Origin of the sequence: Haladaptatus sp. W1, assembly GCF_001723155.1 — an archaeon.
Lineage (GTDB): Archaea > Halobacteriota > Halobacteria > Halobacteriales > Haladaptataceae > Haladaptatus > Haladaptatus paucihalophilus.
This window is the reverse complement of the sequence record NZ_MEIH01000346.1, coordinates 1-26985: the sequence shown is the minus strand read 5'-3', so window position 1 is coordinate 26985 and position 26985 is coordinate 1. Positions and strand designations below refer to the sequence as shown.

The 26985-nt window shown below is 63.2% G+C and carries 29 protein-coding genes and 1 pseudogene; 14 read left to right on the top strand and 16 right to left on the bottom strand.

The genetic code is table 11. The annotated features are described in order from the left end of the window. Positions 1-1150, bottom strand: a 1150-nt coding sequence (locus BG842_RS20385; RefSeq protein ID WP_069452221.1) for a redox-regulated ATPase YchF, incomplete at its 3' end; no start/stop codon positions are given. A 642-nt stretch (positions 1151-1792) separates the two neighbouring features. Between BG842_RS20385 and BG842_RS29170 the strand changes: the two genes are divergently transcribed. Next, complete coding sequence (locus tag BG842_RS29170; protein ID WP_139136214.1) at positions 1793-1891, top strand: dodecin domain-containing protein; 99 nt, start codon at positions 1793-1795, stop codon at positions 1889-1891. Here BG842_RS29170 and BG842_RS20380 read toward each other — a convergent pair. Continuing rightward, positions 1878-2852, bottom strand: a complete 975-nt coding sequence (locus BG842_RS20380; RefSeq protein WP_007980492.1) for a deoxyhypusine synthase — start codon at positions 2850-2852, stop codon at positions 1878-1880. The two genes, BG842_RS29170 and BG842_RS20380, sit on opposite strands and share 14 nt — an antisense overlap. Before the next feature lie 427 nt (positions 2853-3279). Further along, a complete protein-coding gene (locus tag BG842_RS20375; RefSeq protein ID WP_069452220.1) occupies positions 3280-4011 on the bottom strand; it encodes a GNAT family N-acetyltransferase in 732 nt (243 codons plus the stop codon). Between the two features lie 130 nt (positions 4012-4141). Here BG842_RS20375 and BG842_RS20370 point away from each other — a divergent pair, with 130 nt between their 5' ends. Then, positions 4142-4537 (top strand): DUF2267 domain-containing protein, encoded by a 396-nt coding sequence (locus tag BG842_RS20370; RefSeq protein ID WP_069452223.1) that lies wholly within the window; start codon positions 4142-4144, stop codon positions 4535-4537. Here BG842_RS20370 and BG842_RS20365 read toward each other — a convergent pair. The 8 genes from BG842_RS20365 to BG842_RS20330 all read right to left on the bottom strand — a co-directional run bounded on the left by BG842_RS20365 (position 4534) and on the right by BG842_RS20330 (position 12169). Then, positions 4534-4914: a hypothetical protein gene (locus BG842_RS20365; RefSeq protein WP_069452219.1), complete on the bottom strand. Its 381-nt coding sequence runs from the start codon at positions 4912-4914 to the stop codon at positions 4534-4536. The two genes, BG842_RS20370 and BG842_RS20365, sit on opposite strands and share 4 nt — an antisense overlap. 7 nt (positions 4915-4921) lie before the next feature. After that, the gene (locus BG842_RS20360; protein ID WP_069452218.1) at positions 4922-6595 is read right to left on the bottom strand and encodes an FAD-dependent oxidoreductase; all 1674 of its coding nucleotides are present in this window, start codon (positions 6593-6595) and stop codon (positions 4922-4924) included. Between the two features lie 3 nt (positions 6596-6598). Next, positions 6599-8095 (bottom strand): electron transfer flavoprotein subunit alpha/FixB family protein, encoded by a 1497-nt coding sequence (locus BG842_RS20355; protein ID WP_069452217.1) that lies wholly within the window; start codon positions 8093-8095, stop codon positions 6599-6601. Positions 8096-8097: 2 nt separating this feature from the next. After that, positions 8098-8946: an electron transfer flavoprotein subunit beta gene (locus BG842_RS20350; protein WP_069452216.1), complete on the bottom strand. Its 849-nt coding sequence runs from the start codon at positions 8944-8946 to the stop codon at positions 8098-8100. A 170-nt stretch (positions 8947-9116) separates the two neighbouring features. Next, positions 9117-10070: a polymer-forming cytoskeletal protein gene (locus BG842_RS20345; RefSeq protein WP_069452215.1), complete on the bottom strand. Its 954-nt coding sequence runs from the start codon at positions 10068-10070 to the stop codon at positions 9117-9119. A 111-nt stretch (positions 10071-10181) separates the two neighbouring features. Continuing rightward, the gene (locus BG842_RS20340; protein ID WP_007977297.1) at positions 10182-10958 is read right to left on the bottom strand and encodes a mechanosensitive ion channel family protein; all 777 of its coding nucleotides are present in this window, start codon (positions 10956-10958) and stop codon (positions 10182-10184) included. Then, positions 10959-11771 (bottom strand): diadenylate cyclase DacZ, encoded by an 813-nt coding sequence (gene dacZ, locus BG842_RS20335; protein WP_069452214.1) that lies wholly within the window; start codon positions 11769-11771, stop codon positions 10959-10961. A 134-nt stretch (positions 11772-11905) separates the two neighbouring features. Next, entirely contained in the window at positions 11906-12169 is a 264-nt protein-coding gene (locus BG842_RS20330) for a hypothetical protein (protein ID WP_007977300.1), read from the bottom strand. 83 nt (positions 12170-12252) lie between these two features. Between BG842_RS20330 and BG842_RS20325 the strand changes: the two genes are divergently transcribed. From BG842_RS20325 to BG842_RS20300, 6 genes are all read left to right on the top strand, one after another. After that, a complete protein-coding gene (locus BG842_RS20325) occupies positions 12253-12531 on the top strand; it encodes a helix-turn-helix transcriptional regulator (protein ID WP_069452213.1) in 279 nt (92 codons plus the stop codon). Between the two features lie 97 nt (positions 12532-12628). Further along, a complete protein-coding gene (locus BG842_RS20320) occupies positions 12629-14053 on the top strand; it encodes a bifunctional ADP-dependent NAD(P)H-hydrate dehydratase/NAD(P)H-hydrate epimerase (protein ID WP_069452212.1) in 1425 nt (474 codons plus the stop codon). Then, a complete protein-coding gene (gene moaC / locus BG842_RS20315; protein WP_069452211.1) occupies positions 14046-14558 on the top strand; it encodes a cyclic pyranopterin monophosphate synthase MoaC in 513 nt (170 codons plus the stop codon). Before BG842_RS20320 ends, moaC begins: the two co-directional genes overlap by 8 nt. Positions 14559-14592: 34 nt before the next feature. Next, on the top strand, positions 14593-15537 hold the full coding sequence (locus BG842_RS20310) for a helix-turn-helix domain-containing protein (RefSeq protein ID WP_069452210.1): 945 nt from the start codon (positions 14593-14595) through the stop codon (positions 15535-15537). A 172-nt stretch (positions 15538-15709) separates the two neighbouring features. Next, a complete protein-coding gene (locus BG842_RS20305; RefSeq protein WP_069452209.1) occupies positions 15710-16645 on the top strand; it encodes an ABC transporter ATP-binding protein in 936 nt (311 codons plus the stop codon). Beyond that, positions 16642-17469, top strand: a complete 828-nt coding sequence (locus BG842_RS20300) for an ABC transporter permease subunit (RefSeq protein ID WP_069452208.1) — start codon at positions 16642-16644, stop codon at positions 17467-17469. Before BG842_RS20305 ends, BG842_RS20300 begins: the two co-directional genes overlap by 4 nt. 6 nt (positions 17470-17475) lie before the next feature. Here BG842_RS20300 and BG842_RS20295 read toward each other — a convergent pair whose 3' ends face one another. After that, entirely contained in the window at positions 17476-17850 is a 375-nt protein-coding gene (locus BG842_RS20295; protein ID WP_007977316.1) for a helix-turn-helix domain-containing protein, read from the bottom strand. Between the two features lie 286 nt (positions 17851-18136). Here BG842_RS20295 and BG842_RS30190 point away from each other — a divergent pair, with 286 nt between their 5' ends. Continuing rightward, a complete protein-coding gene (locus BG842_RS30190; RefSeq protein ID WP_007977317.1) occupies positions 18137-18301 on the top strand; it encodes a hypothetical protein in 165 nt (54 codons plus the stop codon). On the opposite strand, the gene hflX is transcribed toward BG842_RS30190, so the two are convergent. Beyond that, positions 18298-19593 (bottom strand): GTPase HflX, encoded by a 1296-nt coding sequence (hflX, locus tag BG842_RS20290; RefSeq protein ID WP_069452207.1) that lies wholly within the window; start codon positions 19591-19593, stop codon positions 18298-18300. The two genes, BG842_RS30190 and hflX, sit on opposite strands and share 4 nt — an antisense overlap. After that, positions 19590-19946, bottom strand: coding sequence for a DUF2209 family protein (locus BG842_RS20285; RefSeq protein WP_175424227.1), 357 nt, complete (start codon positions 19944-19946; stop codon positions 19590-19592). The genes hflX and BG842_RS20285 overlap by 4 nt, the downstream gene beginning before the upstream one ends. Positions 19947-20133: 187 nt before the next feature. Between BG842_RS20285 and BG842_RS20280 the strand changes: the two are divergent. From BG842_RS20280 to BG842_RS20265, 4 genes and pseudogenes are all read left to right on the top strand, one after another. Continuing rightward, positions 20134-21311, top strand: a pseudogene (locus BG842_RS20280) (thiolase domain-containing protein). Next, positions 21308-22753, top strand: a complete 1446-nt coding sequence (locus BG842_RS20275; RefSeq protein WP_069452206.1) for a zinc ribbon domain-containing protein — start codon at positions 21308-21310, stop codon at positions 22751-22753. Before BG842_RS20280 ends, BG842_RS20275 begins: the two are co-directional and overlap by 4 nt. Before the next feature lie 388 nt (positions 22754-23141). Then, a complete protein-coding gene (locus BG842_RS20270; protein ID WP_217493354.1) occupies positions 23142-24077 on the top strand; it encodes a 3-hydroxyacyl-CoA dehydrogenase family protein in 936 nt (311 codons plus the stop codon). After that, positions 24074-24898, top strand: coding sequence for an enoyl-CoA hydratase/isomerase family protein (locus BG842_RS20265; protein ID WP_069452204.1), 825 nt, complete (start codon positions 24074-24076; stop codon positions 24896-24898). Before BG842_RS20270 ends, BG842_RS20265 begins: the two co-directional genes overlap by 4 nt. Here BG842_RS20265 and BG842_RS20260 read toward each other — a convergent pair whose 3' ends face one another. Next, positions 24899-25684, bottom strand: a complete 786-nt coding sequence (locus BG842_RS20260; RefSeq protein ID WP_083252665.1) for a winged helix-turn-helix domain-containing protein — start codon at positions 25682-25684, stop codon at positions 24899-24901. Between the two features lie 275 nt (positions 25685-25959). Here BG842_RS20260 and BG842_RS30185 point away from each other — a divergent pair, with 275 nt between their 5' ends. After that, positions 25960-26328 (top strand): hypothetical protein, encoded by a 369-nt coding sequence (locus BG842_RS30185; RefSeq protein WP_069452202.1) that lies wholly within the window; start codon positions 25960-25962, stop codon positions 26326-26328. Between the two features lie 151 nt (positions 26329-26479). Here the strand turns inward: BG842_RS30185 and BG842_RS28060 are convergent, their stop codons facing one another. Further along, complete coding sequence (locus tag BG842_RS28060) at positions 26480-26917, bottom strand: TRAM domain-containing protein (RefSeq protein WP_083252570.1); 438 nt, start codon at positions 26915-26917, stop codon at positions 26480-26482. Positions 26918-26985: the final 68 nt, after the last annotated feature.

The window sequence follows — 26985 nt, the reverse complement described above, 5'->3', positions numbered from 1 at the left end:
CGCCCTCTTCGAGTTCGTAGTCGTCGCTGATGTCGCGCTTCGTTTTGGCGTTCACCGCGTGGAGGTAACCGTCGCCGATGTCGCTGTGGACCGCGTAGGCGAGGCCGCGGGGCGTCGAACCGCGCTGCAGGAGGAAGGCATCGGGGAGGACGTTGCCCTGTCCGTCCGTCCACTTCGATTCGTTCTGGACGGGATAGGCCGTGATGCGGTCGAGCAGGTCGTAGGCGGCGGCGTCGAGACTTCCCTGGACGCCCGTGCCACCCCACTTCTGCATGACGTCGCGGATTTGTTCGAGTCCGGCCCGCTGTTGGTCGCTCAGGTCGCCGACCACCTCGAAGTCGTCGTCCCCGGGGTCGTAATCCACGACGCCCGCCTCCACACCCTGCCGGAGCGCGAGTTCGCCCTCCGCCGTCGCGGGGATGACCATCTTCCCCGTCTCGCGGAGTCGCTCGATGTTCTCCTCGGGCGCGACGTCGGCCTTGTTCGCCACGAGGATGATGGGCTTGGTCCGCGCGCGGATGTCGCGGGCCAGTTCCTCGCGGTGCTCGTCCGTCCACTTCTGCGGGTCGTCGGGATACTCCAAGCCGCGGAGGCTCGTGGTCACGTCATGTTCCGTCGCGCCGAACCCCGTCAGCATGTCCGCCAGCGCCTCTTCGATGTCGAACCCGGGCGAGCGCGATTGGCGCACCACGCCCTCCCAGTTGCGGTCGATGATGCCGGTCAGCCACTGGTCCATCTCCTCCTCGATGAAATCGACCTCCTCCACCGGGTCGTAGCTCCCGACTTCGACGGGTTCACCCTCCTCGTTCGTCCCCCCGGAGGCGTCCACGACGTTGACGATGGCGTCGGCGTTGGTCAACGCGTCGAGGAACTGGTTGCCCAGTCCCCTGCCCTCGTGTGCCCCCGGCACGAGTCCGGCCACGTCTAGCAGTTCGATGGGGACGTAGCGCTTGCCGTCGTGGCAGTTGTCGTTGCCACAGCGCTCGTCGCGTTCGAGACAGGGGCAGTCGGTGCGGACGTAGCTCACGCCGCGATTCGCGTCGATGGTCGTGAACGGGTAGTTCGCCACGTCCACGTCGGCCATCGTGGCGGCCTTGTAGAAGGTGGACTTCCCGGCGTTCGGTTTGCCCGCCAGCGCGATAGAAATCATGATTGGTGGTACCACAGAGGGTCGGAATTGTGTTTCGATTTTTGAGGCGACGATACGTATTCGGCGATTTTGTGATCTCTGTTACCGAGGGCATGTCTTCGAAGGCCCCCGCCACGCTCGCTACGAACAGATGTGTTTGATTGGTCTGTGAATTCTGTTACCGAGACGATGACTTCGAAAGCCCCCGCCACGCTCGCGGTTGCTGTGCAGGATATCCGCGCTCTCCGCAACACCCGCGCGGATAGTGCCTACACAGCAACCACGTGAACGCGACTTCAGTCGGAGCGAAGCTCCGACAGCGTCCCCCTCACTCTGTTCGCGGGACCGGGCGGCCCCGTTCATCCCCGCGAGGAACGAGCGGGGAGTTGAAAGGCGAAGCCTTTCAAAAGTCCCATCCCTGCAAACCGCACCGCAACAGCCACTCCCTCCCCAATCGACTCCCTCCCCCGCTTCGCTCCACCGGTCATCCACCGTCAGAGCAACGCTCTGACGAGCCATTCGTTCGTTCCGTTGTCACTCACGAAGACATCGCACGCTTCGATGGAGCGACGCGGCCAGCGGTCGGTCGCGTCGCTCCGTCAGCGCACGCCACGACTTAAAGTTGGTTTGAGCTAAATCGGCCAAACCTCCTCGGCGCGTGCCATGGCAGCGGAGAACGTCATCGAAGTGCTCGGAATCTCGGCGGTGTCGTGGGAGGACGCGGCCAAAGAAGCGTTTGAGAACGCGGCTACTCGACTTTGAACCCGCCAGCGACCAGCATCGGAACCACGAGGGTCGCTTCCGCTTCCACTTGCACGTAGTTTTTCGCTTCCTGTTTGATTTTCCCCCACGAGACGGCCTCGTGCGGCGGGGCACCGGAGAGCGACCCGTCGCCCTCCATGCCGGTCGAGACGTAGACGGCGTAGTCCGCGCCGCCGCGGAAGAGGTTGGTCATGATGGCGTGGTGCTTGGGGACGCCGCCGCCGAGGACGATGAGGCCCGTCTTGTCCGCGAGCAGGCCCTGCTCGATGAGGCTGTCGTAGTCGTCCACGATTTCGATGCCGATGTCCGAGTCGTAGCCCTGTCGGTAGTAGTAGAGGAAGTTGCCGACCTCCGCATCGGTCAGCGCGGGACAGAAGATGGGGATGTCGTTGTCCGCGGCGTTCGAGAGGATGGAATCCTCGTCGTCCAGCGTCTCGCCGAGTTCGCGGGAGAACTCCATCGGCGTGCGGATTTTCTCCTCGGCGAAGAAGTCCTCGAAGAAGTCGTTGAGGTAGGATTCCAACCAGACGTAGCGGTCGGAGGGGACGAAGATGTTGCCGAGGCGGTTGATGCCCTGCTCGCGCATCTCGGCTTCGTCCACGTCCCACTCGCCCATCTTGAACGGCTTTTCGGTCTTGATGACGTCCTCGGTTATCGACCCGGAGGTGGTTATCATCACGTCCACGAGGTCCTCGCGGGCGAGGTAGGCGAGCGTCTCCCGAAGCCCCGAAGAAACGATGTTCGAGGTGAAGGTAAGGTATATCTCCGCGCCCTCCTCGCGCATCGCGCGAATCAGTTCGATCGCCTCGGAGAGGTGGGTCGCCTGAAACCCGGTCGTCTCGTACGACGACAGCATGTCGAAGAAGTCGAAATCGCCCCTGAAATCGTAGCCCGCAACGTCCTCGGAATCGAGTTCCTCCTCGCTTCCGGGGACGACGTGTTCGTGACTTTCGTCGCTCATGGTTCGTTTTCATCACCGCGCGAAAATGAGTGTTCAGATTTGGCGACGGCGTGTCGGCGGACAAGTAGATGATGTTAGTGTCGGCTTACGTCTGTTCAGCGCGCGAGAAACGCGCGAGGGACGAGGACGCGGTGAGAGCCACGCAGTGGCTCTCATGATCGCGGTTTAGCCGCGGGCAAGCGACCGAGGAGGTTGGGGAGGGTGAGGTGCGGTGCGGTTTCATTGCCGGTCGGTCGTTGCTCACGAAGCAGCTTTCTACGAGAGTACAGGAAGTTCTCTACGAGATGCCAACCAGCTCTCCACGGGATTCTCGAAACAATCTAAAGCGACTCTCACTCCTGTCCACATCGATTCCCCAATCCTAGTGTCGTGCAAAACCACCCAAAAAGCAAGCAGTCGATATCACCCGTCTCTCTGACTCTCGAACTTACAGTTTCACGGCCATCATCACTTCGTCCACGTACTCGCCATCTATCTTGTAGTGGTTCTTCCGCACGGCCTCAGTTTCCCAACTGTGTGCTTCGAGGAAGTCGATGGCGTTCTGGTTGGTCGAGGGCGCGCTCTGGTACACTTTTTCGTAGCCGTTCGCGCCCGCCCACTCCAGTCCGCGTTCGAGGAGGTGGCTGCCGATGCCGTGGCCCTGGTACTCGTCTAACACGCCGACGGTCAACTCGGCGGTGTGGCTGAGTTTATCGAGTTCGGGCGCGTTGAGGTGGACCCACCCGACCACTTCGTCGTTGACGGTTGCGACGAAGAACATCCGCGATTCGAGGTCGTTGTGCCGGAGTAAGGCCTCCTGATGGTCGATTTCGTCGGCGACTGTTTCCGCGACGATGTACGACCCCTCTTGGGCGACCTGTCGAATCGCGCCGATGATGCCGGAGAGGTCCTCCTGCCGCGCGGGGCGGATGATGAACTCCACGTCGTCCACGTCGAACTCCTCTTCCGCGCCGGTTTCCAGCGCGACGGAGAGCATGTCCTCGTCCTCCGAGAGGTAGCCATCCCGACGAAGGATGGCGACGTGATGACGGAACCCGCTCGGGTCGATGCGGAGCGAGTCCTGCACCTCGTTCGCGTTCGCCCGTCCGTGGCGTTCGACGTACTCGTAAATTCGTCGGCGGTCCTCGTGGCCGAACTCCAGTTTCTCGGAGAACTCCATGAGGACTGTTACCATCTATCTATACTTATTTTTAACGATGGATTTGACGCCGTACTGGGAAGTCCCGGCGACCGTACGAATCGCCGCTCGATTCTTGTAGCATGGCGTCGTGGTGACGCTGGGGGGAAGCATGGATTACAGCGATTTCATCGGACAGGTACAGCATCGACTCCAGTTGGGTAAACAGGGACAGGCGGTGCGAGCGATTCGGGCCACGCTGACGACGCTCGGCGAGCGATTGCAGGAAGGCGAAGCCAAAGACCTCGCGGGACCGCTTCCGATGGAGACAGACTGGTATCTCCTGCAGGCGGAGTCCGGCCAGCGGTTCCACTTCGACGAGTTCGTCGACCGCGTCGCCGAGCGCGAGACCATCGACCGACAGAAATCGCTCTTTCACGCGCAGGGCGTGATGTCGCTCGTCGAAGAGGTCGTTCCCGAAGGCGAATTCGAACAGATTCGCGGGCAACTGCCCGCGGAGTACGACCCGCTCTTCGAACTCGTCGGAAACAAAAACGCGTTCGACTAACGCCGGGCGCGCCGCGTTTCCGGGTCGGGAACGCGCGTCAGCAACTGCACCGTGTCGCGGAGGTCGTGAGTCTGTATCACCAGTTCCGCGACCTCGCGCACCGTGAACTCCGTTTCTATCTCGCGACCGTAACAGCGTGCGTACAGCGCCAGCCAGTCGTTGAGCGCCCGTTCCATCCGTTCCATCTCGTCCGCGTCAAACCGCGCGAACTCGCCGGTCCGACCGTCGATGTACACGGAAACGACGTCACCGACGCCCTCCCGGAGGTACGACACCGCCCGCTCCTCGTCCGGGAAGGTATCCGGCGCGTCGAACGATTCGCGCTCGTTCCGCGCCCGTTCCGCGAGGGACGCGATTCGGTCGCGGTACTCGCTCATTCGCTCGTTATCCCTCTCGGAACTCGACGCCCTTGCCGCCGCGCGGGTGTTCCCACTCCGTGTCGGCGACGAGCGCACACGTCCCGCACTCGACGCAGGGTTGCGTGTCGAGGCTGACGATCTTTTCCTCGTTGCCGTTCTCCCGCACCGTCTCCTCGCGGTAACAGCCGCCGCCGAAGTCCTTCGCGCTGACCGGACAGGCCGACACCGCCGCACCGCTCGCTTCGTAGGAGTTGTCCCGCAGTTCGATGTGCGGATTGCCCACGTCGGTGTCGTAGGTCAGGTCGCCGATGCGGTCGGCGAGGCTCTTGGGTTCGACCTCGTTTTCGTCCGTGATTTCGGTTCCCAGCTCCTCCGCGATGACCGTCGGCAGCGTGACGTACGGCGTCCGCGTGTCGGGAATCATCGAGGAGAGATACGGCGAACTGTACAGGCGTTCGAGTTGCCCCGACATCACGCCGGAACTGAGCACCGCGCGGCCGAGCGACGAGGAGAGCACGCCGTCCACGAGTTCGCTCACCCGGTCGTTCTCGGCGACGCCGCGCGTCGCCCGGTACTGGGTCGGACGGAGCTTGCCCATCACGCCCTCGTCTTCGAGTTTCTTCTCGTAGAGACGTCCGGCCTTCTCGGGGTTGCCGCGCATCCGCGCTTCAGCGAAGGCCTCGGCGGCGAGCGCCCCGGCGGTCACGGCGTGGTTCATGCCCTTGATGATGGGGCCTTGCGCCTGCATCTGCCCGCCAGCGTCACCGACGAGGACGAGTCGCCCGCGATGCGGTGCCGGATGTGCCACCTTCTTCGAGTCGGGAACGAGTTTCGCGGAGTACTCCACTTCGTCGTACTGGCCGTTCAACCACTGGGCGAGCAGTGGGTGCGTGAGCAGGTTGTCGAGCAGTTGGTGCGGTTCCGCCTCCTCCGCGACGAGGCTGTCGAGGTGGAAGACGGACCCGATGGAGAGCGTATCCTCGTTCGTGTAGAGGAAGCCGCCGCCCCGAACGCCGTCGAACAGGTCCCCCGAGAAGAGGTGCGCCGCACCCGTGTTCGGACCGACGTCGAACCGCTCGTCGATGACGTCCTCGGGCATGTCGATGACGGCCTTGACGCCTTGGAACCACTCGTCCGGTTCGTCCCAGTTCATCAGTCCCGCTTGCCGGGCGAGTTCGCTGTTCACGCCGTCCGCCGCGACGATGAAGTCGGCTTTGATGGGGTCGAGTTCGTCGCACGTGACGCCGACGATTTTGCCCCGCTCGCGGAGCAGGCCGTTCACCCGGACACCGGTCAGCAATCCACCTCCCGTCTCGTGGGTCATCTCGTGAACCCGGTCGGCCAGCCACGAGTCCATCTCGCGCCGGAGAACCGCGTCACACCACTCCGTGTCGTGGTCGTGGAGTCGGGTGATGTCGAACGATTTCACCTTGTCGCCCGCCACGTTGTGGATGTGGTAGTCCGTAATCGGCCGTTCCGCCGCCTCCTCGCGGAAGTCGGGGAACAGCGAGTCGATGGTGTAGGGGGTCGACTCCTCGGCGTATATGAGGCCGCCCGAGACGTTCTTCGACCCGGCCTCGACACCGCGTTCGAGGACGAGCGTTTCGATTCCGTTGCGTGCGAGCGTCGCGGCGGCGGCGGCCCCGCCGGGACCGGCACCGACCACGACGGCTTCGTAGTGTTCGTATTCCTCGCTCATCGTTCAGTCATCGTCCTCCGCTACGACCGCATCCAGTTCGCCCGCCTCTATCGCGTCCGTCAGGCGGGGAAGCACGTCGAACAGGTCGCCCTCGATGAAGAAGTCGCTGAAGTCCCGGATGTCCGCTTCCGGGTCGGTGTTGATGGCGACGATGGTTTCCGACTCGTCCATCCCCACCTTGTGCTGAATCGCACCGCTGATACCCGCCGCGATGTAGAGCGGCGGCTGGACTATCTGTCCCGTCTCGCCGATTTGGCGCTCCTCGGTGACGTACCGTTCGACGTGCCCCTCGACGTTGTAGGAGGCCGTCACGATGCCGCGGGACAGCCCGAGGTCCGCGTCGTCGAAAGCGTCCACGAGGTCCACCGCGAGTTCGATACCCTTCGTCGGGTCGTCGCCGATGCCGCGACCGATGGCGACGATGACCTCTCGTCCGGTCAAATCGACGCCGGTGTCCAGCGTGTCCCACTCGGTGACCGCCACGCGGAACCAGTCGTCCGGGAGGTCGATGTCGTGGGCGATGACCTCGCCTTCACGGCCCCCGTCGGGTTCCATCGCGTCGAAGCTGCCCGGAATCACCGAACAGCCCTGCGGGTGGAACTCCCGGTCCGGGTTGTCGATACAGAGGATAGTCGAGTACTCGAAGCCGGAGAAGTCCGGGCGTTGCATGTGGAGAATGCGCTCGAACTCCAGCTTCTCGCCGGGTTCGCCGGTCTTCACCGGGTTCGAGATGAGTTCGTCCGTGATGGTCAGGCCGGAACAGTCGCTCGCCAGCCCGGAGTCGAGTTCGCCCTGTACCTGCGCCGAGAGGTCGCGCCCGTTGTTCGTCGCCGGGAAGAGGAAGTATCGCGGCTTGTCGTAGTCCTTCCAGTCGGCCTTCGTTCGCGCCATGTCCGCCACGATTTCGGTGTACGGCTTGTGGCGGAACCGTTCTAATCGTTCGTCGTCGTGATAGACCGCCACGTCCGCGCCGAGGGTGATACACTCCTCCGCGAGTTCTTCCATGTCGTCGCCGACGAGGACTGCGACGACCCGTTCTTCGTCACCGTAGTCCTCGGCGTAGCCGTCCATCAGCTCGCGCGCTTTGCCGAGCATCTCCTTGGACACGTCGAGAAGTTCGCCGCCCTGCGTCTCACAGTACACCCACATGTCCTGGTAGACGCCGTTTTCGAGCGCCCGGACGTGCTTTTTGTCGAGGGTCGCCTCCCCTTCGTCCGGATCTTGAACGTCTTCTTCCGTCGCCTCGTACTCACCCTCGGTTTCTGCGTCGTCCGCGTCGCCCGTATCATCGCCCTCGTCCGCATCGACCGTATCCTCGCCGCCGTCGGTCGCTTCCCGCACCTCGTTGATTCGCGCCTGAATCGCTTCTTTGGCCGTCTTGCGGTCCTTTCCTTCCTCCTCGGCCGTGAGGAGGTCAGACAGCGCGCCGGGGTCTTCGATGATGCGTACGTCGTCTTCTATCTCCTCGACGGTTCGGTCGCCGGGGTCGGTGTCGGTCATTATCAGTCACCCGCCGCGAATGGTCGCATCGTTTCGAGCACGTCCGCCATCGCCTCCTCGTCGTCCAACGTCGCCATCGTCGCTTCGCGCTCGGCCGGTGCCTTCGGAATCGGGTCCACCGAGGACACGATGGTCGGCGACCCGTCCAGTCCGATGTAGTCGGGGTCGAGATTCAGGTCCTCGTGGTCCCACGTCGTGAGGTGCTCCTCGTACTCCTCGGCGCGGTCCGCCGTCTCGGCTTTCAGCTGTTTTCGCCGGAGGCGGTGTCTGGCCGTGCGATAACTCGCCTCGTACTCGGGGTCGGTGACGATGAACGCCGGGAGCGGAGATTCGACCGTCTCGATTTCGTCCACGTCGCCCTCGACGAGTCGCTTGGCGCGGACGCGTCCCTCGTCCTCGTCCACCTCCAATGCGATGACGTGCGTGATGATGGGATAGTCGAGACACCACGCCGTCTGGGGACCGGTCTGGCCCGTCTCCCCGTCCGCCGTCTTGAAGCCCGCGAACACGAGGTCGGGGTCGCCGATCTTCTCGATTCCCGCCGAGAGCGTGATCGCTGTCGCCCACGTGTCGGCGGCGGCCATCGCACGGTCGGAAAGCAGGTAGAGGTCGTCGGCGTACACCTCCATCGCCTCGCCCAGCACGTTGCCGTAACCGGGCGGTCCCATGCTCATCGTGCTCACGTGCCCGCCGTGTTTCACCTTTGTCTGGAGGGCGGCGTTCAGTGCGAACCGGTCGTTCGGGTTCATCACCGTCGGGGTTTTCCCACGTTCGAGGTGGCCGTCCTCGTCGAACGATACCTGCCCCTCGCGGAAGTCCGGGACGCCCTTGGTCAACACGACCGAGTGCATCGGTACCTCCTACCGTGAGTGTATTTAGTATGCATACGTCAATCATTACCAATTGCGCCAGTCGTTATTATACTGTCGGAGAGTCAACAAAAATCTGACATACGGCCGCGGCACAATCGTCTGTTGATGGCTCGTGCTCAGCGGAAACGACGGCGAAAAGGTATCAGCACTCAGGCTTGTGGGGCGGGCCCGTCGGACCCGCTCCGGTCCCGATGCGTCGTCTCGACCGCTTCCGAAGCGTCCTCGTCGGTATTCTCGGATTTCGACCCCTCCTCGTCGGTCGATTTTCGCGTGTCGGCTCGCACCATCGTCATCTCGCCGCGGGCGCGCATTGTCCCGTCGGCGGTCGCGTTCTCGTGGAATTCGAGGTCGGTACACGAGACGTCGCCGAGCACCTCCGCACCGTCTTCGAGGACGACGGTCCCGCTGCGGGTCGTCACGTCGCCGTGAATCCGCGTTCGCTCGCCGACCACGATGTCGCCGCGCGCTCGAAGGCTCCCGAAGACCTCGTTGCCCGCACCGACCGTAATCTCCTCCGCCCGGATGTTGCCGTGAAGGCGACAGTCGTCGCCGACCGTCGCGGGCGTCGAGACGCGCCACGCGTCGTCGCTGACGTGGCCACTTCGGGGAATCGTCACCGGTTCCGCCTCGCTTTCGTCTACCATCTCGTCGATGATGCCTTGGGCGGTTTCCTCCTCGCCGAGTCGGAGAAGCTGTGAGAGGTAGACGAAGAGGAAGACGACGGTCGGCATCGGGTTGCGGATGACGATCCACCCGTTGGCTTCGAAGCCTTCGTCGATCTGTACGTCGTCGCCGATGTCGAGGTCGCCGCTGACCATCAGTTGCCCCGTGACGTGGACGCGCTCGCCCAAATAGGCGTCCTGTCCGACGAGCACGTCGCCATTCACGTCGCACCAGAGGTCGAGGCGGCAGTCCGATTCGGCCTCGATGTGTCCGCCGAAGGTCGCCCGTTCGCCCGCGATGACGTTGTTCCCGCGCACGCCGAACTCGACGGTCGTCTGTGCACCGACGATGATGTCCCCGTCGGTCACGAGGTCGTGTTCTTCGACGGTCGTCCCGTCGGGAATCGAGAGTTCATCCAGTGGGTCGGAACGGAGCGGCACACATCCTACCAGCAAGTCGCTCGTAATAAAACCTCCCGAGACCGTCAGACGTTCGTCTGCCACATTTCAGCCGTCCGTCGAAAATCCCGCGTGACCGCGACCGCGAACCCGCTAGTTCCGGAGCCGAACCGCGCCCTTCCGGAAGACGAGATGGTTCGGGATGATGAACTCCTCGCCGTCGTTCTCGATGTGCGTGACGAACATATCCACCTCCTGGACGATTCCCTGATTGCCCGCGACGCGAATCTCGTCGCCGATGCCGTACGGTTGGTTGAGCAGGAGGTAGATGCCCGCCGCCGAGGAGCGGAGCAAGTCCCAGAACGCGACCGCGCCGAAGACGATGGCGGCGAGGACGTACGCGCCGAACAGCACCAGCAACGTGAGCACCGCGATACCGATTTGGCTCAGCGCGATGAGCGACGCGATGTAGACGATGCTGTATTTGACGATTCGGGGGATGACGTTGACTTCCGGGAGCTTGACGCTCCGGAGGCGTTCGCTCACCAGCAGTTCCGCCTTGTCCGCGACGACGAACCCGACGATGAACACGAGCGCCGCGACGAACAACTGCGGTGTAAAGAGGATGATCTGCCAGAACAGTTGCGTGCTCAGCGGCAGTTCGGCCGTGTTGAGCGCGAGGAGAATCGTGACGCCGTAGATGAACCACGAGGTGAGACGCGCGATGAGCGAGACCGTCGTGGTTCCGAGGCTTCGGGCGGTGCGTTCGAACGGCGTTCCCTCGACGACCTCGGGGAGTCCGGCGGCCTTGAGGATGCGCATGTTCAACCGGCCGAGGAGATATCCCGCGATGCCGCCCGCGATGAGGATGAGGAGTGCGAGGACGATGCGGTACTCCTGTTGGAGGAGTACCTGCCAGTCCGCCGCCATCTAGTACGCCTCCGGGTCGAGTTCGAGGATGATTTCACCGCCCTTGAACGCCCTGACGAGTCCATCACTCTCCGAGAGGACGATGGCCGTCGCGTTCGTATCGCGGGTGATGGCACCGCCGGCCATGTGCCGTGCGCCGAGACCTTTCGGGATGTCCACGCCCTCCGCGGACGGTTCGAGGTAGCGGTACGCCGAGACTATCTTCCCCGAGTCGGAGATGACGAACGCGCCGTCGAGGCGGGAGAACTCCTTTAGCATGACGTTCACGATGGGGTCGCCGACGTGGACGTGACTCTTCTCGAAGGGGTTGTACGACAGCGGACGGGACTTGTTCATAACCTTGCCCGCGTCGCCGACGACGAACAGCGCGCCGACGGGTTTGCCCTTCTGTCCCTTCTTTCCGAGTTCGATGGCGACCTCGAACACGTCACGGATGACGCCGGGGTCGGCCCGCGAGTTGGCGAACAGGTCGTAGATCCCCGAGTGAACGTCCTCGTCGGCCCTGACGCGGGTGACGGTATCGATGCCGTCGCCGAACATGTTCGCGATGCACGTCAGTTCGTCGCCGTCCTCCGCGAGTCCGTGGTCTATCGCCCCTTCGATGCCGAATCGGATGCGGTCTTTGACGCTCTCGAACTCCAGCGGGAGTTCCACGAAGTTGCCCGCGCCGACGTTGTTGTCCGGCGCGACGACCACCACGTCGGTGTCGTTCAGGTCTGCGAACCGTTCGTAGTACGACCCGCTCGGAGAGAAGAGAAACACTGCGTCGACACCACCGACGAGGTCCTCCAGAAGTTCGCTCAGGGTAGCCATTACAGAAGGGCACTCAATCACCGAAGAAAAGGTTTGTGGGGGTATATGTCACCAGAAATCTCTTTTTGCGGACCTGTCTCCCATCGTTGAATGGAGATGTTAGTCCGATTTTGACCCAATTCGTGTTCGAACACTTACATACCCATGTCGGATGCGCGGTCGGGAACCGGCAAGTCGTTCGGTCGGACGCCGAGTAGTTCCGCCGCGTGGTCGAGCGCCATGTCGAATCCGTAGTACCGTTCGAGTTCCGGACTGTCCGCCGTCTCCCGGACTTTCAGCATTCCGTACCCTTCGCGGTTCTGGGCGACGGCCGCGGTTCGCCCCTTCCGGTCGAATTCGAGGACGCGTTCGTGATCTGTTTCGAAGTATCGTGCCGTGATGTCGTCCGAAGCGGTCATGAACGTCGCTTCGGAGGGGGTACAGTCGAAGCTATCGGTTCCAACCCGAAAGCCACGTGAGTCCCGCCGCCCCACACCCGCACATGACTCGCTGGCACCAGAGCGGCACCCGTCGGGACATGTGCATCCTCCTCGCCGAGGCCGGGGAACTCCGCGGCCAGAAACTGAAGACCCGGCTCGAATCGCACTATGACAAACAGCTTGACCCCAAGCGCTACTACGCCACCCTCGACCGACTCGTCGAGAGCGGCCACGTCGAAAAGCGCGTCGAGGGGCTGTACGACGTGTTCTCGCTGACGGACGCCGGGGAAGCGAGACTCCGCGAGCAGTTCGACTGGATGCGCGAGAAGGTCGAGGAGTGACGGGAGGGAATCGGAATTCGATGAATCAGACGCGGCCCCAACTTCCCGCGTGCCCTGGCCCGTAACGTTAACCCGGAATCCGACCGAACGCTCGACCATGATCACCGCAGACCGGATGGCCGCCGTGGACGAGAACGCCGAACACCTCGGGGTGCCCCGCAAGCAGTTGATGGAGTCGAGCGGGAACGCCATCGCCCGCCGCGTCCGCGAGATGGCGTCGCCGGGCGCGCGGGTCTGTATCGTCGCCGGACGGGGAAACAACGGCGGCGACGCCTTCGTCGCCGCGCGATTTCTCGACGAGTACGACGTGTCCGTCCTCCTGCTCGGTCGGGCCGAAACAATCGGCACCGACATCGCGCGGGAGAACTGGGACGCGCTCCACCGGGCCGAGTACGACACGACGGAAGTGAAAGACTCCGGCGCGTTCGAACTGCCCGACTGTGACCTCGTTATCGACGCCATGCTCGGAACAGGCGTGACGGGGGCGCTCCGGGAACCCGCCGCGACCGCCGCCCGAGCCATCAACGACGCGGACGCCGCCGTCCTCGCCGTGGACGTTCCCTCGGGCGTGAACGCCGATTCCGGCGAGGCCGAGGGCGTGGCCGTCGAAGCTGATGCGGTCGTCACGTTCCACGACATGAAACCCGGCCTCGCCGACCACGACGGCGACGTGACCGTGGCCGACATCGGCATCCCCGCCGCCGCGGAGCGGTTCGTCGGGCCGGGCGACCTCCGGAGCGTTCGCGGGGACGTCGGGGGGCGCGTGTTCGTCATCGGCGGCGGGCCGTTCACCGGCGCACCGGCGCTCGCGGCCCAGTCGGCGTTGCGGGCGGGCGCGGACCTCTCGTTCGTCGCCGCGCCGAACACCGTCGCGGGGGAGATTCAGGGCTACGCGGAGGACCTCATCGTCCAACCCTACGACGGCGACCGCCTGGCGCCCGAGCAGGTCGATGGCTTGGTCGAGACGGCCGAATCGTACGACGACACGGTTATCATCGGCCCCGGACTCGGCAACGCCGACGAGACCATCGACGCGGCGACGGACTTCCTCGAATCCTTCGAGGGTCGGGCGGTCGTGGACGCCGACGCGCTCCCCGCGATTCCCGGTCTCGACACGGACGCGACGCTGGTCTGTACGCCGAACCGGAAGGAACTGGCCGAGATGGGCGGCCCGGAAGCGGACGACTTGCGCGAGGTGACGGACGAAATCGAAGCCCTCGCGGACGACATCGGGCACGTCGTGCTGGCGAAGGGCGCGACGGACGTGATTTCGGACGGCGACCGAACGCGCGTCGTTCGAACGGGCAACACGGGCATGAAAGTGGGCGGCACGGGCGATCTGCTCGCCGGAATCGTCGCGGGGCTGTTCGGCACGACGGAGGCCTTCGACGCCGCGTGCGTCGGGTCGTTCGTCAATGGCCGGGCGGGCGACCTGCTCTACGACGAGCGATACGAGGGTCTGCTCGCGTCCGACATGCTCGAAACGATTCCGACCGCGATGTGGGGTGAGGACGATGCGTAAAAACGAGACGACCGACGAGGAACTGACGACGGACGAGGAATTGACCCACACGGACGACTCCGGCGAGGTGCAGATGGTGAACGTCGGCGGGAAACCCGACACGGCCCGCCGCGCGGTTGCGCGGGGCGAGATTCACCTTCAGCAATCGACCGTCGATGCGATTCGGGCGAACGACTTGAAGAAGGGCGACGTGCTGGCGACGGCCCGAATCGGCGCGGTACAGGCGGTAAAACACACGTGGGAGACGATTCCGATGTGCCACCAGATACCCATCACGAACGTCGATACCGACTTCGACGTGCGCGACGACCGCGTTGTCCTATCCGTGGCCGTTGAGACGACGGGCAAGACCGGATGCGAGATGGAGGCCCTGGAGGGCGTCACGACTGGGCTGAACGTCGTCTGGGACATGGTGAAGGCGGTCGAGAAGGACGACGACGGCGGGTATCCCGACACCGCGATTCGTGACGTCCGGGTGGTCGAAAAGGAAAAGCGACCGACGTGATTCGGCAAGGGTCTTTGCCGCTCGTTCACTACGGGTGACTGATGGCCCCCGTTCCGACGCGTCGGAGAACCGGGAACGAACGACCCCGGAGGAAGCGTTTTCGATACTCGGAAACGAGTTGCGAGTGGAAATCCTCCACGAGCTAGCCACGGAGGCTCGCTCCGAGGAGACGGTCGCTGGAGGTCCCGGCCTGACGTTTTCACAGCTCTACGAGCGCGTCGATGCGACGAACTCGTCGCGGTTCTCGTATCACTTGCAGAAGCTCACCGACACGTTCGTCCGCGAAACCGAAACCGGATACAAGCTGACGTACGCGGGTGACAAAATCGTGCGAACGATTCTCGCCGGGACGTACCACGAACGCCCCGAGTTCGAGCCGGTCGAACTCGACGGAATGTGTCCCAGTTGTCACGAGACGACGCTCCGAGCGACGTACGAGGAGGAGTCGCTGGTGGTTCGGTGTACGGCGTGCGAACTGCAACTGCTGTCGTTTCTGTTGTCCCCGGCACAGGCCAGGAATCGTACCCCGACGGAGATAATGCACAGCGCCAACCGGTACGTCCGCGACGAGTACTCGATGGCGCTCGACGGGGTTTGCTCCGAGTGTCTGGGACGTATGACGAATCGAATTCGACCGGGACGTGAGCCCGTACCGAAAACCCACCTCAGCGTCCACTCGTGCGAACAGTGTGGGTATCGTGTCACCGCCCCGGTCGAACTGTGTCTCGTCTATCACCCGGCGGTCGTCGCGTTCTACTGGGAGCACGGGACGGACATCCGGGACGAGTCCTTCTGGAAACTGTTCGAGTACATCAACTCCGACCGATGGCGGACGGAGTGTCTCTCCGCCGACCCGTACGAATTCAGGGTGACGATGACCGTCGGCGACGACGAACTCCGCGTCGAAGTGGACGAAACGCTGTCGGTGACGTCGGTGCGCGCGGTCGAGACGCGAGTTATAAACGACGAAACTTCGTGACAATCCGCGAGCAAAAGATTCGTTGAGCCATCGCCGATTCGTTCCGTTCGAGCGAGGCGGAATCTCCACGACGGATAAAGGTAGCACAAAGAATTTTTAGTTGGTTTGCTGTTAGAGTGCCGACAAATCGGAACAGGTATCCCCGTCCGAGCACCGTTCCGTCGGTAACGCGATGACTGCTATCCAAACGGAATCCCTGACGAAGCGGTTCGGCGATGTAGTCGCCGTCTCAGCGCTCGATTTGACCGTCGAGAAGGGCGAGATATTCGGCTTCCTCGGACCGAACGGGTGCGGGAAATCGACGACCATCAACATGGTTCTGGATTACGTCCGACCGACGGAGGGACGTGCGACCGTGCTCGGGTACGACGCCCAGCGGGAACCGAAGGCGATTCACGAACGCATCGGCATCCTTCCCGACGCGTTCGACCTCTACGGGCGACTCTCCGGGCACAAACACGTTCAGTTCGCCATCGACTCCAAGGGGACGGGCGAGGACGTGGACGACATCCTCGAACGCGTCGGTCTCTCGGCGGATGATGCGGCCCGTCCCGCCGGCGATTACTCGAAGGGAATGCGCCAGCGCCTCGCGCTCGATATGGCGCTGGTCGGTGACCCCGAGTTGCTGATTCTCGACGAACCCTCGTCGGGTCTGGACCCGCACGGCGTCCGCGAGATGCGCCAAATCATCCAGCGGGAGGCCGACCGCGGTACGGCCGTGTTCTTCTCCAGCCATATCTTGAGCCAAGTCGAGGCGGTCTGTGACCGCGTGGCCATCATGGACGACGGCGAACTCGTCACCGTCGATACCATCGACGGACTTCGAAGGGCGGTGGGTTCGGGCGCGACCATGGAACTGACCGTGAGCGCGACGCCGAGCGTCTCGTTCGACGACATCGACGGCGTGACGAACGCGACGATAGACGGGACCGTCGTCACGGTCACGTACACCGATTCGAGGGCGAAGGCGAAGGTGATAAACCGCGTCGAGGCGGCGGGCGTCACCGTCGCCGACGTCACGATGGAGGAATCCTCGCTCGAAGACCTCTTCGAGGTCTACACGAACCACGCCGACGAGTCGCACGTCGATGCGGAGGTGTCGTCGTGAGCGTCCTCGTCGTCGCGCGCAAGGACTTCGAGGACGCGGTTCGCTCCAAGACGCTGTGGGCGATAACGGCGCTCTTCGTCCTGTTCACCAGCGGAACGGTGTACGCGCTCGACCAGGTGATGGAGTTGAACAACACGTCGGCGCTCCAGATGCTCACCCTCCCGGCGGGGCTGATAATTCCCATCACGGCGCTCGTGGCCGCGTACCTCGCCATCGCGGGCGAACGCGAGTCGGGGAGCATCAAACTCCTGCTCGGCCTGCCACACACCCGACTGGAGGTCCTGCTCGGGAAACTCCTCGGACGAACCGCCGTCGTCACCGTCGCCATCGGCGGCGCGTTCGTCGTCACAGCGGGCGTCCTCGCCGCGTTATACGGCACCGTCTCGCTGACCGACTACCTCTCGTTGCTCCTCCTGACCGCGCTGTTCGGCGCGGTGTTCGTCAGTATCGCCGTCGGAATCTCCGCGGCGACCGCGACCCGGGCGCGAGCGATGGCCGCCGCCGTCGGGGTGTTCGTCACGTTCCAAATTCTCTGGGATTACGTTCCGATGGGAATCTACTACCTCGTCGAAGGAGCGATACCGGGCGGAGGACCGCTTCCGGCGTGGTACTTCTTGGTTCTGACGCTGAATCCGAAGAATGCCTACACGTCGGCGTCGGGGCTCTTTTTCCCGAAGGCGCAAGCGACGTCGTTCGCGGCGCGCGTCATCGGCGACCCACCCTTCTACCTCGACGCGTGGTTCGGGCTGGTCGTTCTGGCGCTCTGGTTCGTCCTGCCCGCGGCGCTCGGCTACCTCCGATTCCAGCGCGTCGACCTCGGGTGACGGGACTCACACGGTCGCCGAATCCGGGTCCTCGGCGGGGGAAACGTACTCCATCCCCCAGTCGCGCATGGCGAGGATGACGGGTTCCAGCGATTCGCCGGTCGCGGTCAGCGAGTACTCGACGCGGACCGGTTTGTCGTTCACGATTTCGCGGTTCACGAGCCGCTTTTCCCCCAAGTCGTCCAAGCTGTCGGACAACACCTTGCTCGAAATTCCGTCCACCTCCTCTTTGAGTGCGTTGAAGCCGAGGGGACCGTTCACCAGCAGTCGATGGACGATGACGGGGTGCCACTTCTTTCCGACGAGGGTCGCCGTCGCGGTGATCGGACACCACTCCTCACCGGCACACCACATCGTCAATCGTTCGGGTTCGTCGCTCATACGGCGAGGTAGGAAGTCGGCCGCTAAAAAGTTACGTTACGAAATCGACTTACCGAAGGTAACCGTATGGTCGGGCTTTCACGGGCAAAACGCGATTTCGTGAGCACCGCGGCGAGAGCCCTGCACGCAACGGTTTCAGATGGAGAATGTACGCATAATCGAAAGGTTCTCGTTCGACCGTCGCCTATCGAACAGTGGAGAATCATGGTACTGGGTAACACTTATCACTGACCGGTTGCTACCGGGTATTGGAGAGTAAGTCGATAACGACAGACAACCGAATCGCATGACCACGAGCACGCACGAAGCAGACGATTCCCGACGGGACCGGGACGACGACCGATACGCCGAACTCGAAGTGCAGGACGACGCAGTCCTCATTTACGACCAGAAGAATCACACGGCATGGATTTGCTCGAACGGCGCGGTATCGTTATATTCGATGCTTTAGGCCGACGGCGCGGCGGTCAGGTCGCTCGCTTTCGACCGTGACTGCTGAACGATGGACGGACGGGCCTCGAACTCCACGACCACTTCGTCGTCGGTGTACGTCACGTCCTCCACACGAGCATGGTCGTGAACCCACGAAACGACGCTCATCGTTTCGTCGGTCATCGGCATGACCAACCGTTCGAACTCCCACGCGGGCAGTTCGATGTCGATCCGCCGTTTCAGTTCCTCGATGTCCACCCCTTCCTTGCCGCTGATAGCCACCGGACTCGGCGCGAGCGCCGACAGCGCCCGCCGCTTCTCTTCGAGTTCCTCGTCGCTCACGGCGTCTATCTTGTTCAACACGGTGACGATGGGTGCCTGATTGCGCTCGTACAGCGTGTCGTGGCAGGTGACGAGTTTTTCCCGGATGTCGTCTATCGGCTCGCTCACGTCCACGACCAGCAACACGAGGTCGGCGTAGTACACCGCGTCCAACGTCGATTTGAACGACTCCACCAACCAGTGCGGCAGGTCGCTGATGAACCCGACCGTATCCGTCACCAGCACGTCACGCCGCTCGATGTCGGCCTTTCGGGTCGTGGTGCCGAGCGTCGTGAACAGGCGGTCTTCGGCCTCCGCCGTGGGGTCCAAGTCGGGGTGTAACTCGTCGTTCTCGCCGATTTCCAACTCCGCCGCGAGTCGCTGGAGGAGCGTGGATTTCCCCGCGTTCGTGTATCCGGCGAGCGCCACGAGGTCGAATCCCGACTCGCGGCGTTTCTGTCTGCGGTCTGCCTCCTTGTCGGCGATGACGTCGAGTTCGTCCTTGATTCGGCTTATCTGGTCCTTGATGTCCTGTTCGTGGCTCTCGTCGTACTCTCCGAGCCCCATGAATCCCGGCCGCTCGTCGCGTTTTGCGAGACTCGTCTTCGCCTCGACGCGCGGCAACTCGTAGCGGAGTTCGGCCAACTCGACCTGCAACTGCGCCTTGCGCGTCTGGGCGCGCTGCCCGAAGATTTCGAGGATGAGCCGGAATCGGTCGATGACCCGCGTGCCGTCCGGCAGTCGCTGGCCGAGATTGTACGTCTGATACGGCCCGAGTTGGTTGTCGAAGATGACCACCCCGGCGCCCCGTTCCGTGACGGTGGCCGCGAGTTCCGCGACTTTCCCTTCGCCGAACTGGTACGCGGCATCTTCCTCTCTGGATTGCGTGACTTCCGCGGCGACGTCGTAGCCCGCGGCGCGAGCCAACTCGGCCAGTTCGTCGATGGAAGCTGTTCCGTCGTCTACCCGTTTTGCAAGTATCGCTTTCATAGGAGTAGTTTGCGGGCGGCGTACGCGGCGTGGTGTGCGGCCTGCACGGTTTCACGTTCGGCTATGCTCTCGACGTACTTAAAATCAGGTTCGAGATACTGTTCGACCATCCACACCGGTTCCTCGTAGAATTCGCCCCGTTCGGCGACGATGGGTTCCGCCGACGGGTCGGGGAGGTCAGAAACCGCCTCGGCGACGACCCCCGTCGTCGCCGAAAGCGTCGGTTCGTGGTGGCTGACCGCGAACCCCATCCCTTGAACGCTGTGAAGTCGCGTCGTGCCGACCGTCGCGTGGACCGCGGCGGCGACCATCAGGTATTCGCCGTCCTCCTCGTGGCGACCGCTGATGTCGATACCCACCACGTCAGCCGTGCCGACTCTTCACCTTGATTCGTGCCGCGTTTCCGTGCACGTGCGCCCGTAGGGCACCGAGGTTCTTGAATCTCCCGCTGGATGCGTCGGTCGAAACGACGGCGGGAACCGCCACCGACCTCGTGAAAGTGACGGCAGTTATTTCTCCCCGCGAACGCCAGTTGGAGACATGCGAGATGCGTATCTGGTCGGCGCGGCCCAGACGGATTTCGGGTCGTTCCCCGACGAAAGCTATCGGTCGCTGTTCCGCACCGCCTTCGAGGCGGCCCGCGACAGCGTTCCGGCGGGCATCGACCCGGACGACGTGGACGAGGCGGTCGTCGGCACGCTCGGCGTCGGCGGGCGACAACTCGGCCTGTCCGGGCCAGCCGTGACCGAACACGTCGGACTCGACGGAATCCCGTGTACCCGCGTCGAGAACGCCTGTGCGGCGAGCGGCTACGCCGTCCGGCAGGCCGTGCAGGCCGTCAAGAGCGGCATGGCGGACGTCGTTCTCGCGGGCGGCGTCGAAATCATGACCGACACGTCGAGCGACGCGACGAAGTACTGGCTCGGCGTCTCCGGGGAAACCGAGTGGGAGCGACTCTCGGGAACCACGTTCGCGGGGTCTACGCCCAGATGGCCGACGCGCACATGGAAAAGTACGGCACGACGGCCGAACACCTCTCCCGCGTCGCGGTCAAGAACCACGCCAACGGCGCGAAAAACCCGCACGCCCACCTCGGCTTCGAGTGCTCCCTGGAGGATGCGATGAACGCCCAAGTCGTCGCGGACCCGCTGACGCTCTATCACTGCTGTCCGACGACCGACGGCGCGGCGTGCGCCATCGTCGCCAGCGAGGACGTGGTGGACGAGTACACCGACGATCCCATCCGAATCGCGAGCGTCGGCGCGGCCAGCGATCGCGTGGGACTCTTCCAGCGCGACACCTACACCTCCGTTCCGGCGTCCCGCGAGGCCGCCCAGTCCGCCTACGAGATGGCAGGCGTCACGCCCGAGGACATCGACTTCGCCGAGGTGCACGACTGTTTCGCCATCGCGGAACTGCTCGCCTACGAGGACCTCGGCTTCTGTGAACCCGGCGAAGCGGGCGAGTTCGTCGCCTCCGGCGCGACCGAACTCGGCGGCGAGCGCCCCGTCAACACGTCCGGCGGACTCAAATCGAAGGGCCACCCCATCGGTGCGACCGGGGCCGGACAGATGGTCGAGGCGTACAAACAACTCTCCCGGACGGCGGGCGACCGGCAGGTCGAAGGCGCGACGCGCGGCCTGACCCACAACGTCGGCGGGAGCGGCGGTGCCGCGGTCGTCCACGTGCTCGAAAAGGAATCGGAGGTGGAGACATGACGGGCGACGAAACGATGCCGGATATCGCCGCTGTCGGTGCCTACGCCCCTCGGTTCCGAATCTCGGCCGACGAGTTCGCCGAGGCGTGGGGGAAGTTCCACGCCGCCGGAGTGAACGAGAAAGCCGTCCCGGACGCCGACGAGGACGCCCTGACGATGGCCTACGAGGCCGCGACGCTGGCGCTCGACGCCGCCGGGAACCCGGACGTTTCCTTCCTCGCGTTCGCTTCTACCACCCCGCCGATGGCAGAAGAGGACGTGACTGCCCGACTCGGTGGGATGCTCGACGTACCGTCTGACGCGACGCGGCACGTGTTCACGGGAAGCACCCGCGCCGGAACGCGGGCGCTCGTCGCCGGACTCGCGGCGGGACCGTGGGACGACGGCGTTGGGGTGGTCGTCGCCGCGGATGCTCCCCGCGGCGAACCGGATTCCGCGGAAGACCACGCGGCGGGTGCGGGCGCGGCGGCCCTCGTCCTCGCCGCCGACGGTCCCGTCAGCATCCGCGAACGGGCCGAGTACGCCGCCGAATTCCCCGGCACGCGCTTCCGGGCCACCGGCGACGAGAACGTCGAGGGATTGGGCGTCACGAGTTACGACAGGGAAGCGTTCTCCGAGACGCTCGCCGGGGCGGTCGGGCGATTGGACGCGGACGTCGGGGACGTGGACGCCGCGGCGGTACAGGCCCCGAACGGCAAACTCCCCTACCGGGCCGCGGGCGCGCTCGGCGTCGGTATCGACGAGATTCGGGCGGGTGCGCTCGTCCACGAACTCGGCGACACCGGCGCGGCGAGCGTCCCGTTGAGCCTCGCCAAATCCCTCGCGGACGGCGGTGAGCGTATCCTCGCCACCTCGTTCGGCAGCGGTGCGGGCGCGGACGCGCTCGTGCTCGAAACGACGGGCGACGTTCCCGTCTCGACGGCGCTCGACGGCGACGAACCGGTTTCCTACGCGGAATACCTCCGACTGCGCGGCGACCTCACCTCCGGCCCGCCGAGCGGCGGTGGTGCCTACGTCAGCGTGCCGTCGTGGCGGCGCACGCTCGACCAACGACATAGACTGCTCGCCGGGAAGTGCCCCGACTGCGGCGCGCTGAACTTCCCGCCGGAGGGCGCGTGCAACGGCTGTCACTCCTTGGTCGAGTACGAGACGGTGACACTCACCGGCGAAGGGACGGTGGAAGCCGTGACGACAATCTCGCAGGGCGGTGCGCCGCCGGAGTTCGCGGAACAGCAGGCCAAGTCGGGCGACTTCGACGTGGCGGTCGTCGCCCTCTCGGGACCGGACGGCGGCGAAGCGAGCGTCCCAGCGCAGGTGACGGGGACTGCCCCCGGAAGCCTCGAAATCGGCGACGCCGTGGAGACGACGATGCGCCGCATCTACACGCAGGAAGGCGTGACGAGGTATGGGTTCAAAATTCGACAGCTCTCGGACAAATTTTGAGCGGGAAGCACGGCGCTACTCACGGTGGATAGAAATCTCGGCGATAAATTTTAAATGAAAAACAGAAACGGACAGTCGAACTCGGACCAATCGGTTCGACAGATAGATACCGAAGCTGCTACGTCGAACGAAATTAGGAACGGTATTCGAGCGGTATGTGGACTCACGGCTCCGATATGCGACGTCGGAAGAAATGCTGTCTCGTGTACCCATACCCGAGACAATTAACCGATTTCACGGGTACGATAAAAGCTTTCTTTAAACGGTCGTCGTTGAGATATGTTCGTTCGAGGCGAACGATGGTGGACTGAGTGTCGTCGTGGTCGGAGAGTCCCGAACCGAGGACGGAGAAAAACGCTTTTCGTGGGTCCGCACGCGTTTTTGTACGATGAAGGTAGGCGTACTCGGAGCGGGGACGATGGGTCACGGAATCGCACAGGTGACGGCGATGGCGGGCCACGACGTGACGCTCCGCGACATCGAACGGGAGTTCGTGGAGAACGGCATCGAGAGCATTGAGGCGAACCTCCAGGGCGGCGTCGAGCGCGACAAGGTTTCGGAAGCCGAGAAGGACGCCGCGCTCGACCGGATTTCCGGCACGACCGACCTCGAAGAAGCGGTCGGCGACGCCGATTTGGTGGTCGAAGCGGTGCCCGAGAAGATGGAAATCAAGCGCGAGACGTTCGAGGACGTTGCGGCGTTCGCGTCCGACGACGCCATCATCGCGTCGAACACCTCCTCGCTCTCGCTGACCGAAATCGCCAGCGCGTTGGACGACCCGACGCGGGCCATCGGACTGCACTTTTTCAATCCGGTGCACATCATGAAGCTGGTCGAAATCGTGATTCCCGAGCAGGCCGACCGCGAGACGGTCGATTTCGCCGCGGAGTTCGTGGAGGGCATCGACAAGGTGGGCGTCGAAGTCAACGACTCGCCCGGATTCGCCTCCTCGCGTCTGGGCGTCGCGCTCGGCGTCGAGGCCATTCGCATGGTCCAGGAGGGCGTGGCGAGTCCGCGCGACATCGACACGGCGATGGAACTCGGCTACAACCACCCGATGGGTCCCATCGAACTCGGCGACGTGGTTGGACTCGACGTCCGCCTCGGAATCCTCGAACACCTCCGCGAGGAACTGGGCGAGCGGTTCCGCCCGCCGCAGATTCTCCGGCAAAAGGTGCGCGCCGGGAAGCTCGGCAAGAAGACCGGCGAGGGATTCTACGTGTGGGAGGACGGCGAAATCGTGGGGGTCTCCGGCGAAAGCCGAACGGCTCGTCAGTCGGGGTCTGACGGCGCTTCGGGCGAAATGGAGGACGAGAACCGATGACCGACGACGAAACGCCCGGCAGTCCCGCACAGGTCGCACACGAGTGTGAGACGGTCGATTTCGACGTCGAGGAGCACGTCGGAACGGTCACGCTGAACCGCCCCGACGCCCGCAACGCGCTGAATGCGCAACTGCGCGCCGAACTCAAGGACGTGCTCGATGCCGTCGAGGCGTCCTCGGACGTCCGCGTCGTCGTGCTCACGGGCGCACCGGAGGCGAAAGCGTTCGTCGCCGGGGCCGACGTAACGGAACTCCGGGAGCGGGATGCACACGAGCAGCGCGAAGCGAGCAAGCGACCGCGCGTCTACGAGTACGTGGACGACCTCGAAAAGCCGGTCATCGCGGCCATCAACGGTCACGCGCTCGGCGGCGGATGCGAACTCGCGCAGGGCTGTGACGTGCGCATCGCACACGAACGTGCGAAACTCGGGCAACCCGAGATCAACCTCGGCATCATGCCCGGCGGCGGCGGCACGCAACGACTCGCGCGGTTGGTCGGTGAGGGGCAGGCCATGCGGTTGATTCTCTCCGGGGAAATCATCGACGCGGAGGAGGCATACGACATCGGGCTCGTGGACGAAGTGTGCGCCGACGACGAGTTCGAGGACCGCGTGTACGAACTCGCGGGACGGATGGCCGACAAAAGCCCGACGGCGCTCGAACTGGCGAAGAAGGCGGTCAAAGCAAGCAGTCGGATGGACTTGGAGGCGGGCATCGAGTACGAGGCCGAACTGTTCGCCCTGTTGTTCGCCTCCGAGGACAAAAACGAGGGTATCGACGCCTTCCTCGAAGACCGCGACCCCGAGTGGCAAGAGCGGTAGTTACGGCCCACCGATGAGCGTCGCTCGCTCGCGGTAGGTTTCGAACACGTCTTTCGCCCACGCCATCGCGTCGGAGGTGTCGTTCGTGAGGAGACCGCGGAGTTCACCCCGGTCGTCGTAGACGACGAGGCTGACGCCATCCCGTTTCCCTTCGGTGACGATGAGACCGAACGGAAGCGTCGTGTCTAGCTCCCAAATCGAGACCTGGTTCGACGCCAGTGCTTCGTTCAACCGCTCGCCGTAATCGGTGATGAGATATTCGACGACCGGACGTTCGAGCACCAACTCGGCGGCCATCCCCTCACCGACGGTGCGGTCGTGAAACAGTTCGACGTACTGCGGAAGTGCGACGGGCGAGATACCCAACACCCGGTCGGCATCGGAAACCATCTCCTCGAAATATCGGAGAGGATGGTTCGGTGCGTGTCGTTCGGCGAAAATCGTCGTGGCGTCTTCGACGAGTTCGATGGACACCCTCGAATCGTTCGGGAGAACCGAGAGCAGTTCTCGGGTTCGATTGACGTCCTCGGCGACGCTTCGAAACGCGCCGTACTCGGATTCGAGCATCCGCCCCGCGAGGGTCAACGCGAGACCCTCGTCGGTTCGTTCGACGAGTTCGTACTCGTGGAGTTCCCGAACCGCTTTGTAAACCGTCGAGCGGGACACGTCGAGTTCGTCCCTGAGATGTCGTTTCGGTATCGGCCCCGACGCGAGAGCGGTGAGAAATCCGGCACGCTTGACGACTGTCGAAAGCAACACGTCCGGACGCTCACCAGAATCGTTCATACTCATCCATCGATTCTTCTCCTCCCTTAAAAAGGTGTTTTTAAAAAACAGTAACAATTATAAACATCGGTTAGTTTTCGAGACGGGTTTTCGACTTCGAACCTCGTTTGGTTAATTAAAGTAATAATCATCTAGTATTATTATTCAATCGTTCGGACTCGGTTCGGACACCGGTCCCCGCTACGTGTAGGCCCGACACTCCCCGTCGCCGGACTACCTGACTGCAAGGAGGGAGAAATGGTTACGAACACACATACGAACCACCACGACGACACATGCGTTTCATCGACAGCGGAACTGTTCTCGATCTACGGACACCATCGGCGACGTATCGCCCTCCGTTATCTGAGATTCCGGTGGAGATTCCGGCGGTGACTCTGGCGGAGATTCCGGTGGAGATTCCGGCGGTGACTCTGGCGGAGATTCCGGTGGAGATTCCGGCGGTGACTCTGGCGGAGATTCCGGTGGAGATTCCGGCGGAGATTCCGGTGGTGACTCTGGCGGAGATTCCGGTGGAGATTCCGGCGGTGACTCCGGTGGTGACACTGGGGACGACCAGGACGACCGCTGTTGATCCCTGTAATCCTGGTCTGACGCTTCAAACTCTCTGTTCTTCTCTGCTGTTTCAGCCGTTCACTTCGTGAGCGAAAACCACGGATATATTACTCGTTCGAACGTTCGCTTAACCGTTCGATGTTCGAACCCATGGTCGCAGAGGTACGCCTCTATCCCCTCCGTTGAATTCCGTCTCTCACGTTCGATTCCGTACGGATTTGAAGAATAAATTCGGGTGAATTACTCGTAGTAGGCTTTATGTTCGACGACCTCGGCGAAGGCGACGTTAGGAGTGACGTTGGTGATTTCGACGGTGACTCGGTCGCGTTTCTCTGTGTCGGGTACGATGATCACGTAGCCATTATCGATGCGGGCGATGCCATCGCCTTTCTCGCCGACACCATCGATATCGACTGTTCGGTGGTCGCCCTCTTCGACTGGGGCCGCCGAATGGCTCGACTGTCGATTGTGATTCTGTTCCTGGTGTGTCGAGGGTGCTGTCTCTGGTTCTGTACTATCCGCTGATGACGGATGTTTCAGAATACCCACGCGGTATGCGGCATCTGGTTGGATGTCTCCATCCACAACTTCACGGGTCGGCACAGTAAGCGTGTATGACCCATCCTCTGCTTCAATTTTGCCGCTGAAAACACAGCGTAGTTCGTCGGGTATCTCCATCTGTCCGTTTCATTATCCCGAGAATATAAGAATCTGTGTTTGTGTCTATCGCTAGAGACGACAATACG

What these genes read in the sequence shown, in the direction of transcription:
- BG842_RS20275 (WP_069452206.1), top strand. Translation starts at nt 21,308, where the DNA reads ATGACGGGCGACGAAACGATGCCGGATATCGCCGCTGTCGGTGCCTAC.
- hflX (WP_069452207.1), bottom strand. Translation starts at nt 19,593, where the DNA reads ATGAAAGCGATACTTGCAAAACGGGTAGACGACGGAACAGCTTCCATC.
- BG842_RS20330 (WP_007977300.1), bottom strand. Translation starts at nt 12,169, where the DNA reads ATGACCGCTTCGGACGACATCACGGCACGATACTTCGAAACAGATCAC.
- BG842_RS20320 (WP_069452212.1), top strand. Translation starts at nt 12,629, where the DNA reads ATGATCACCGCAGACCGGATGGCCGCCGTGGACGAGAACGCCGAACAC.
- BG842_RS20295 (WP_007977316.1), bottom strand. Translation starts at nt 17,850, where the DNA reads ATGAGCGACGAACCCGAACGATTGACGATGTGGTGTGCCGGTGAGGAG.
- BG842_RS20325 (WP_069452213.1), top strand. Translation starts at nt 12,253, where the DNA reads ATGACTCGCTGGCACCAGAGCGGCACCCGTCGGGACATGTGCATCCTC.
- BG842_RS30190 (WP_007977317.1), top strand. Translation starts at nt 18,137, where the DNA reads ATGACCACGAGCACGCACGAAGCAGACGATTCCCGACGGGACCGGGAC.
- moaC (WP_069452211.1), top strand. Translation starts at nt 14,046, where the DNA reads ATGCGTAAAAACGAGACGACCGACGAGGAACTGACGACGGACGAGGAA.
- BG842_RS20380 (WP_007980492.1), bottom strand. Translation starts at nt 2,852, where the DNA reads ATGAGCGACGAAAGTCACGAACACGTCGTCCCCGGAAGCGAGGAGGAA.
- BG842_RS20355 (WP_069452217.1), bottom strand. Translation starts at nt 8,095, where the DNA reads ATGACCGACACCGACCCCGGCGACCGAACCGTCGAGGAGATAGAAGAC.
- BG842_RS20365 (WP_069452219.1), bottom strand. Translation starts at nt 4,914, where the DNA reads ATGAGCGAGTACCGCGACCGAATCGCGTCCCTCGCGGAACGGGCGCGG.
- BG842_RS20375 (WP_069452220.1), bottom strand. Translation starts at nt 4,011, where the DNA reads ATGGAGTTCTCCGAGAAACTGGAGTTCGGCCACGAGGACCGCCGACGA.
- BG842_RS20370 (WP_069452223.1), top strand. Translation starts at nt 4,142, where the DNA reads ATGGATTACAGCGATTTCATCGGACAGGTACAGCATCGACTCCAGTTG.
- BG842_RS28060 (WP_083252570.1), bottom strand. Translation starts at nt 26,917, where the DNA reads ATGGAGATACCCGACGAACTACGCTGTGTTTTCAGCGGCAAAATTGAA.
- BG842_RS29170 (WP_139136214.1), top strand. Translation starts at nt 1,793, where the DNA reads ATGGCAGCGGAGAACGTCATCGAAGTGCTCGGAATCTCGGCGGTGTCG.
- BG842_RS20305 (WP_069452209.1), top strand. Translation starts at nt 15,710, where the DNA reads ATGACTGCTATCCAAACGGAATCCCTGACGAAGCGGTTCGGCGATGTA.
- BG842_RS20260 (WP_083252665.1), bottom strand. Translation starts at nt 25,684, where the DNA reads ATGAACGATTCTGGTGAGCGTCCGGACGTGTTGCTTTCGACAGTCGTC.
- BG842_RS20270 (WP_217493354.1), top strand. Translation starts at nt 23,142, where the DNA reads ATGAAGGTAGGCGTACTCGGAGCGGGGACGATGGGTCACGGAATCGCA.
- BG842_RS20350 (WP_069452216.1), bottom strand. Translation starts at nt 8,946, where the DNA reads ATGCACTCGGTCGTGTTGACCAAGGGCGTCCCGGACTTCCGCGAGGGG.
- BG842_RS20360 (WP_069452218.1), bottom strand. Translation starts at nt 6,595, where the DNA reads ATGAGCGAGGAATACGAACACTACGAAGCCGTCGTGGTCGGTGCCGGT.
- BG842_RS20265 (WP_069452204.1), top strand. Translation starts at nt 24,074, where the DNA reads ATGACCGACGACGAAACGCCCGGCAGTCCCGCACAGGTCGCACACGAG.
- dacZ (WP_069452214.1), bottom strand. Translation starts at nt 11,771, where the DNA reads ATGGCTACCCTGAGCGAACTTCTGGAGGACCTCGTCGGTGGTGTCGAC.
- BG842_RS20340 (WP_007977297.1), bottom strand. Translation starts at nt 10,958, where the DNA reads ATGGCGGCGGACTGGCAGGTACTCCTCCAACAGGAGTACCGCATCGTC.
- BG842_RS30185 (WP_069452202.1), top strand. Translation starts at nt 25,960, where the DNA reads ATGCGTTTCATCGACAGCGGAACTGTTCTCGATCTACGGACACCATCG.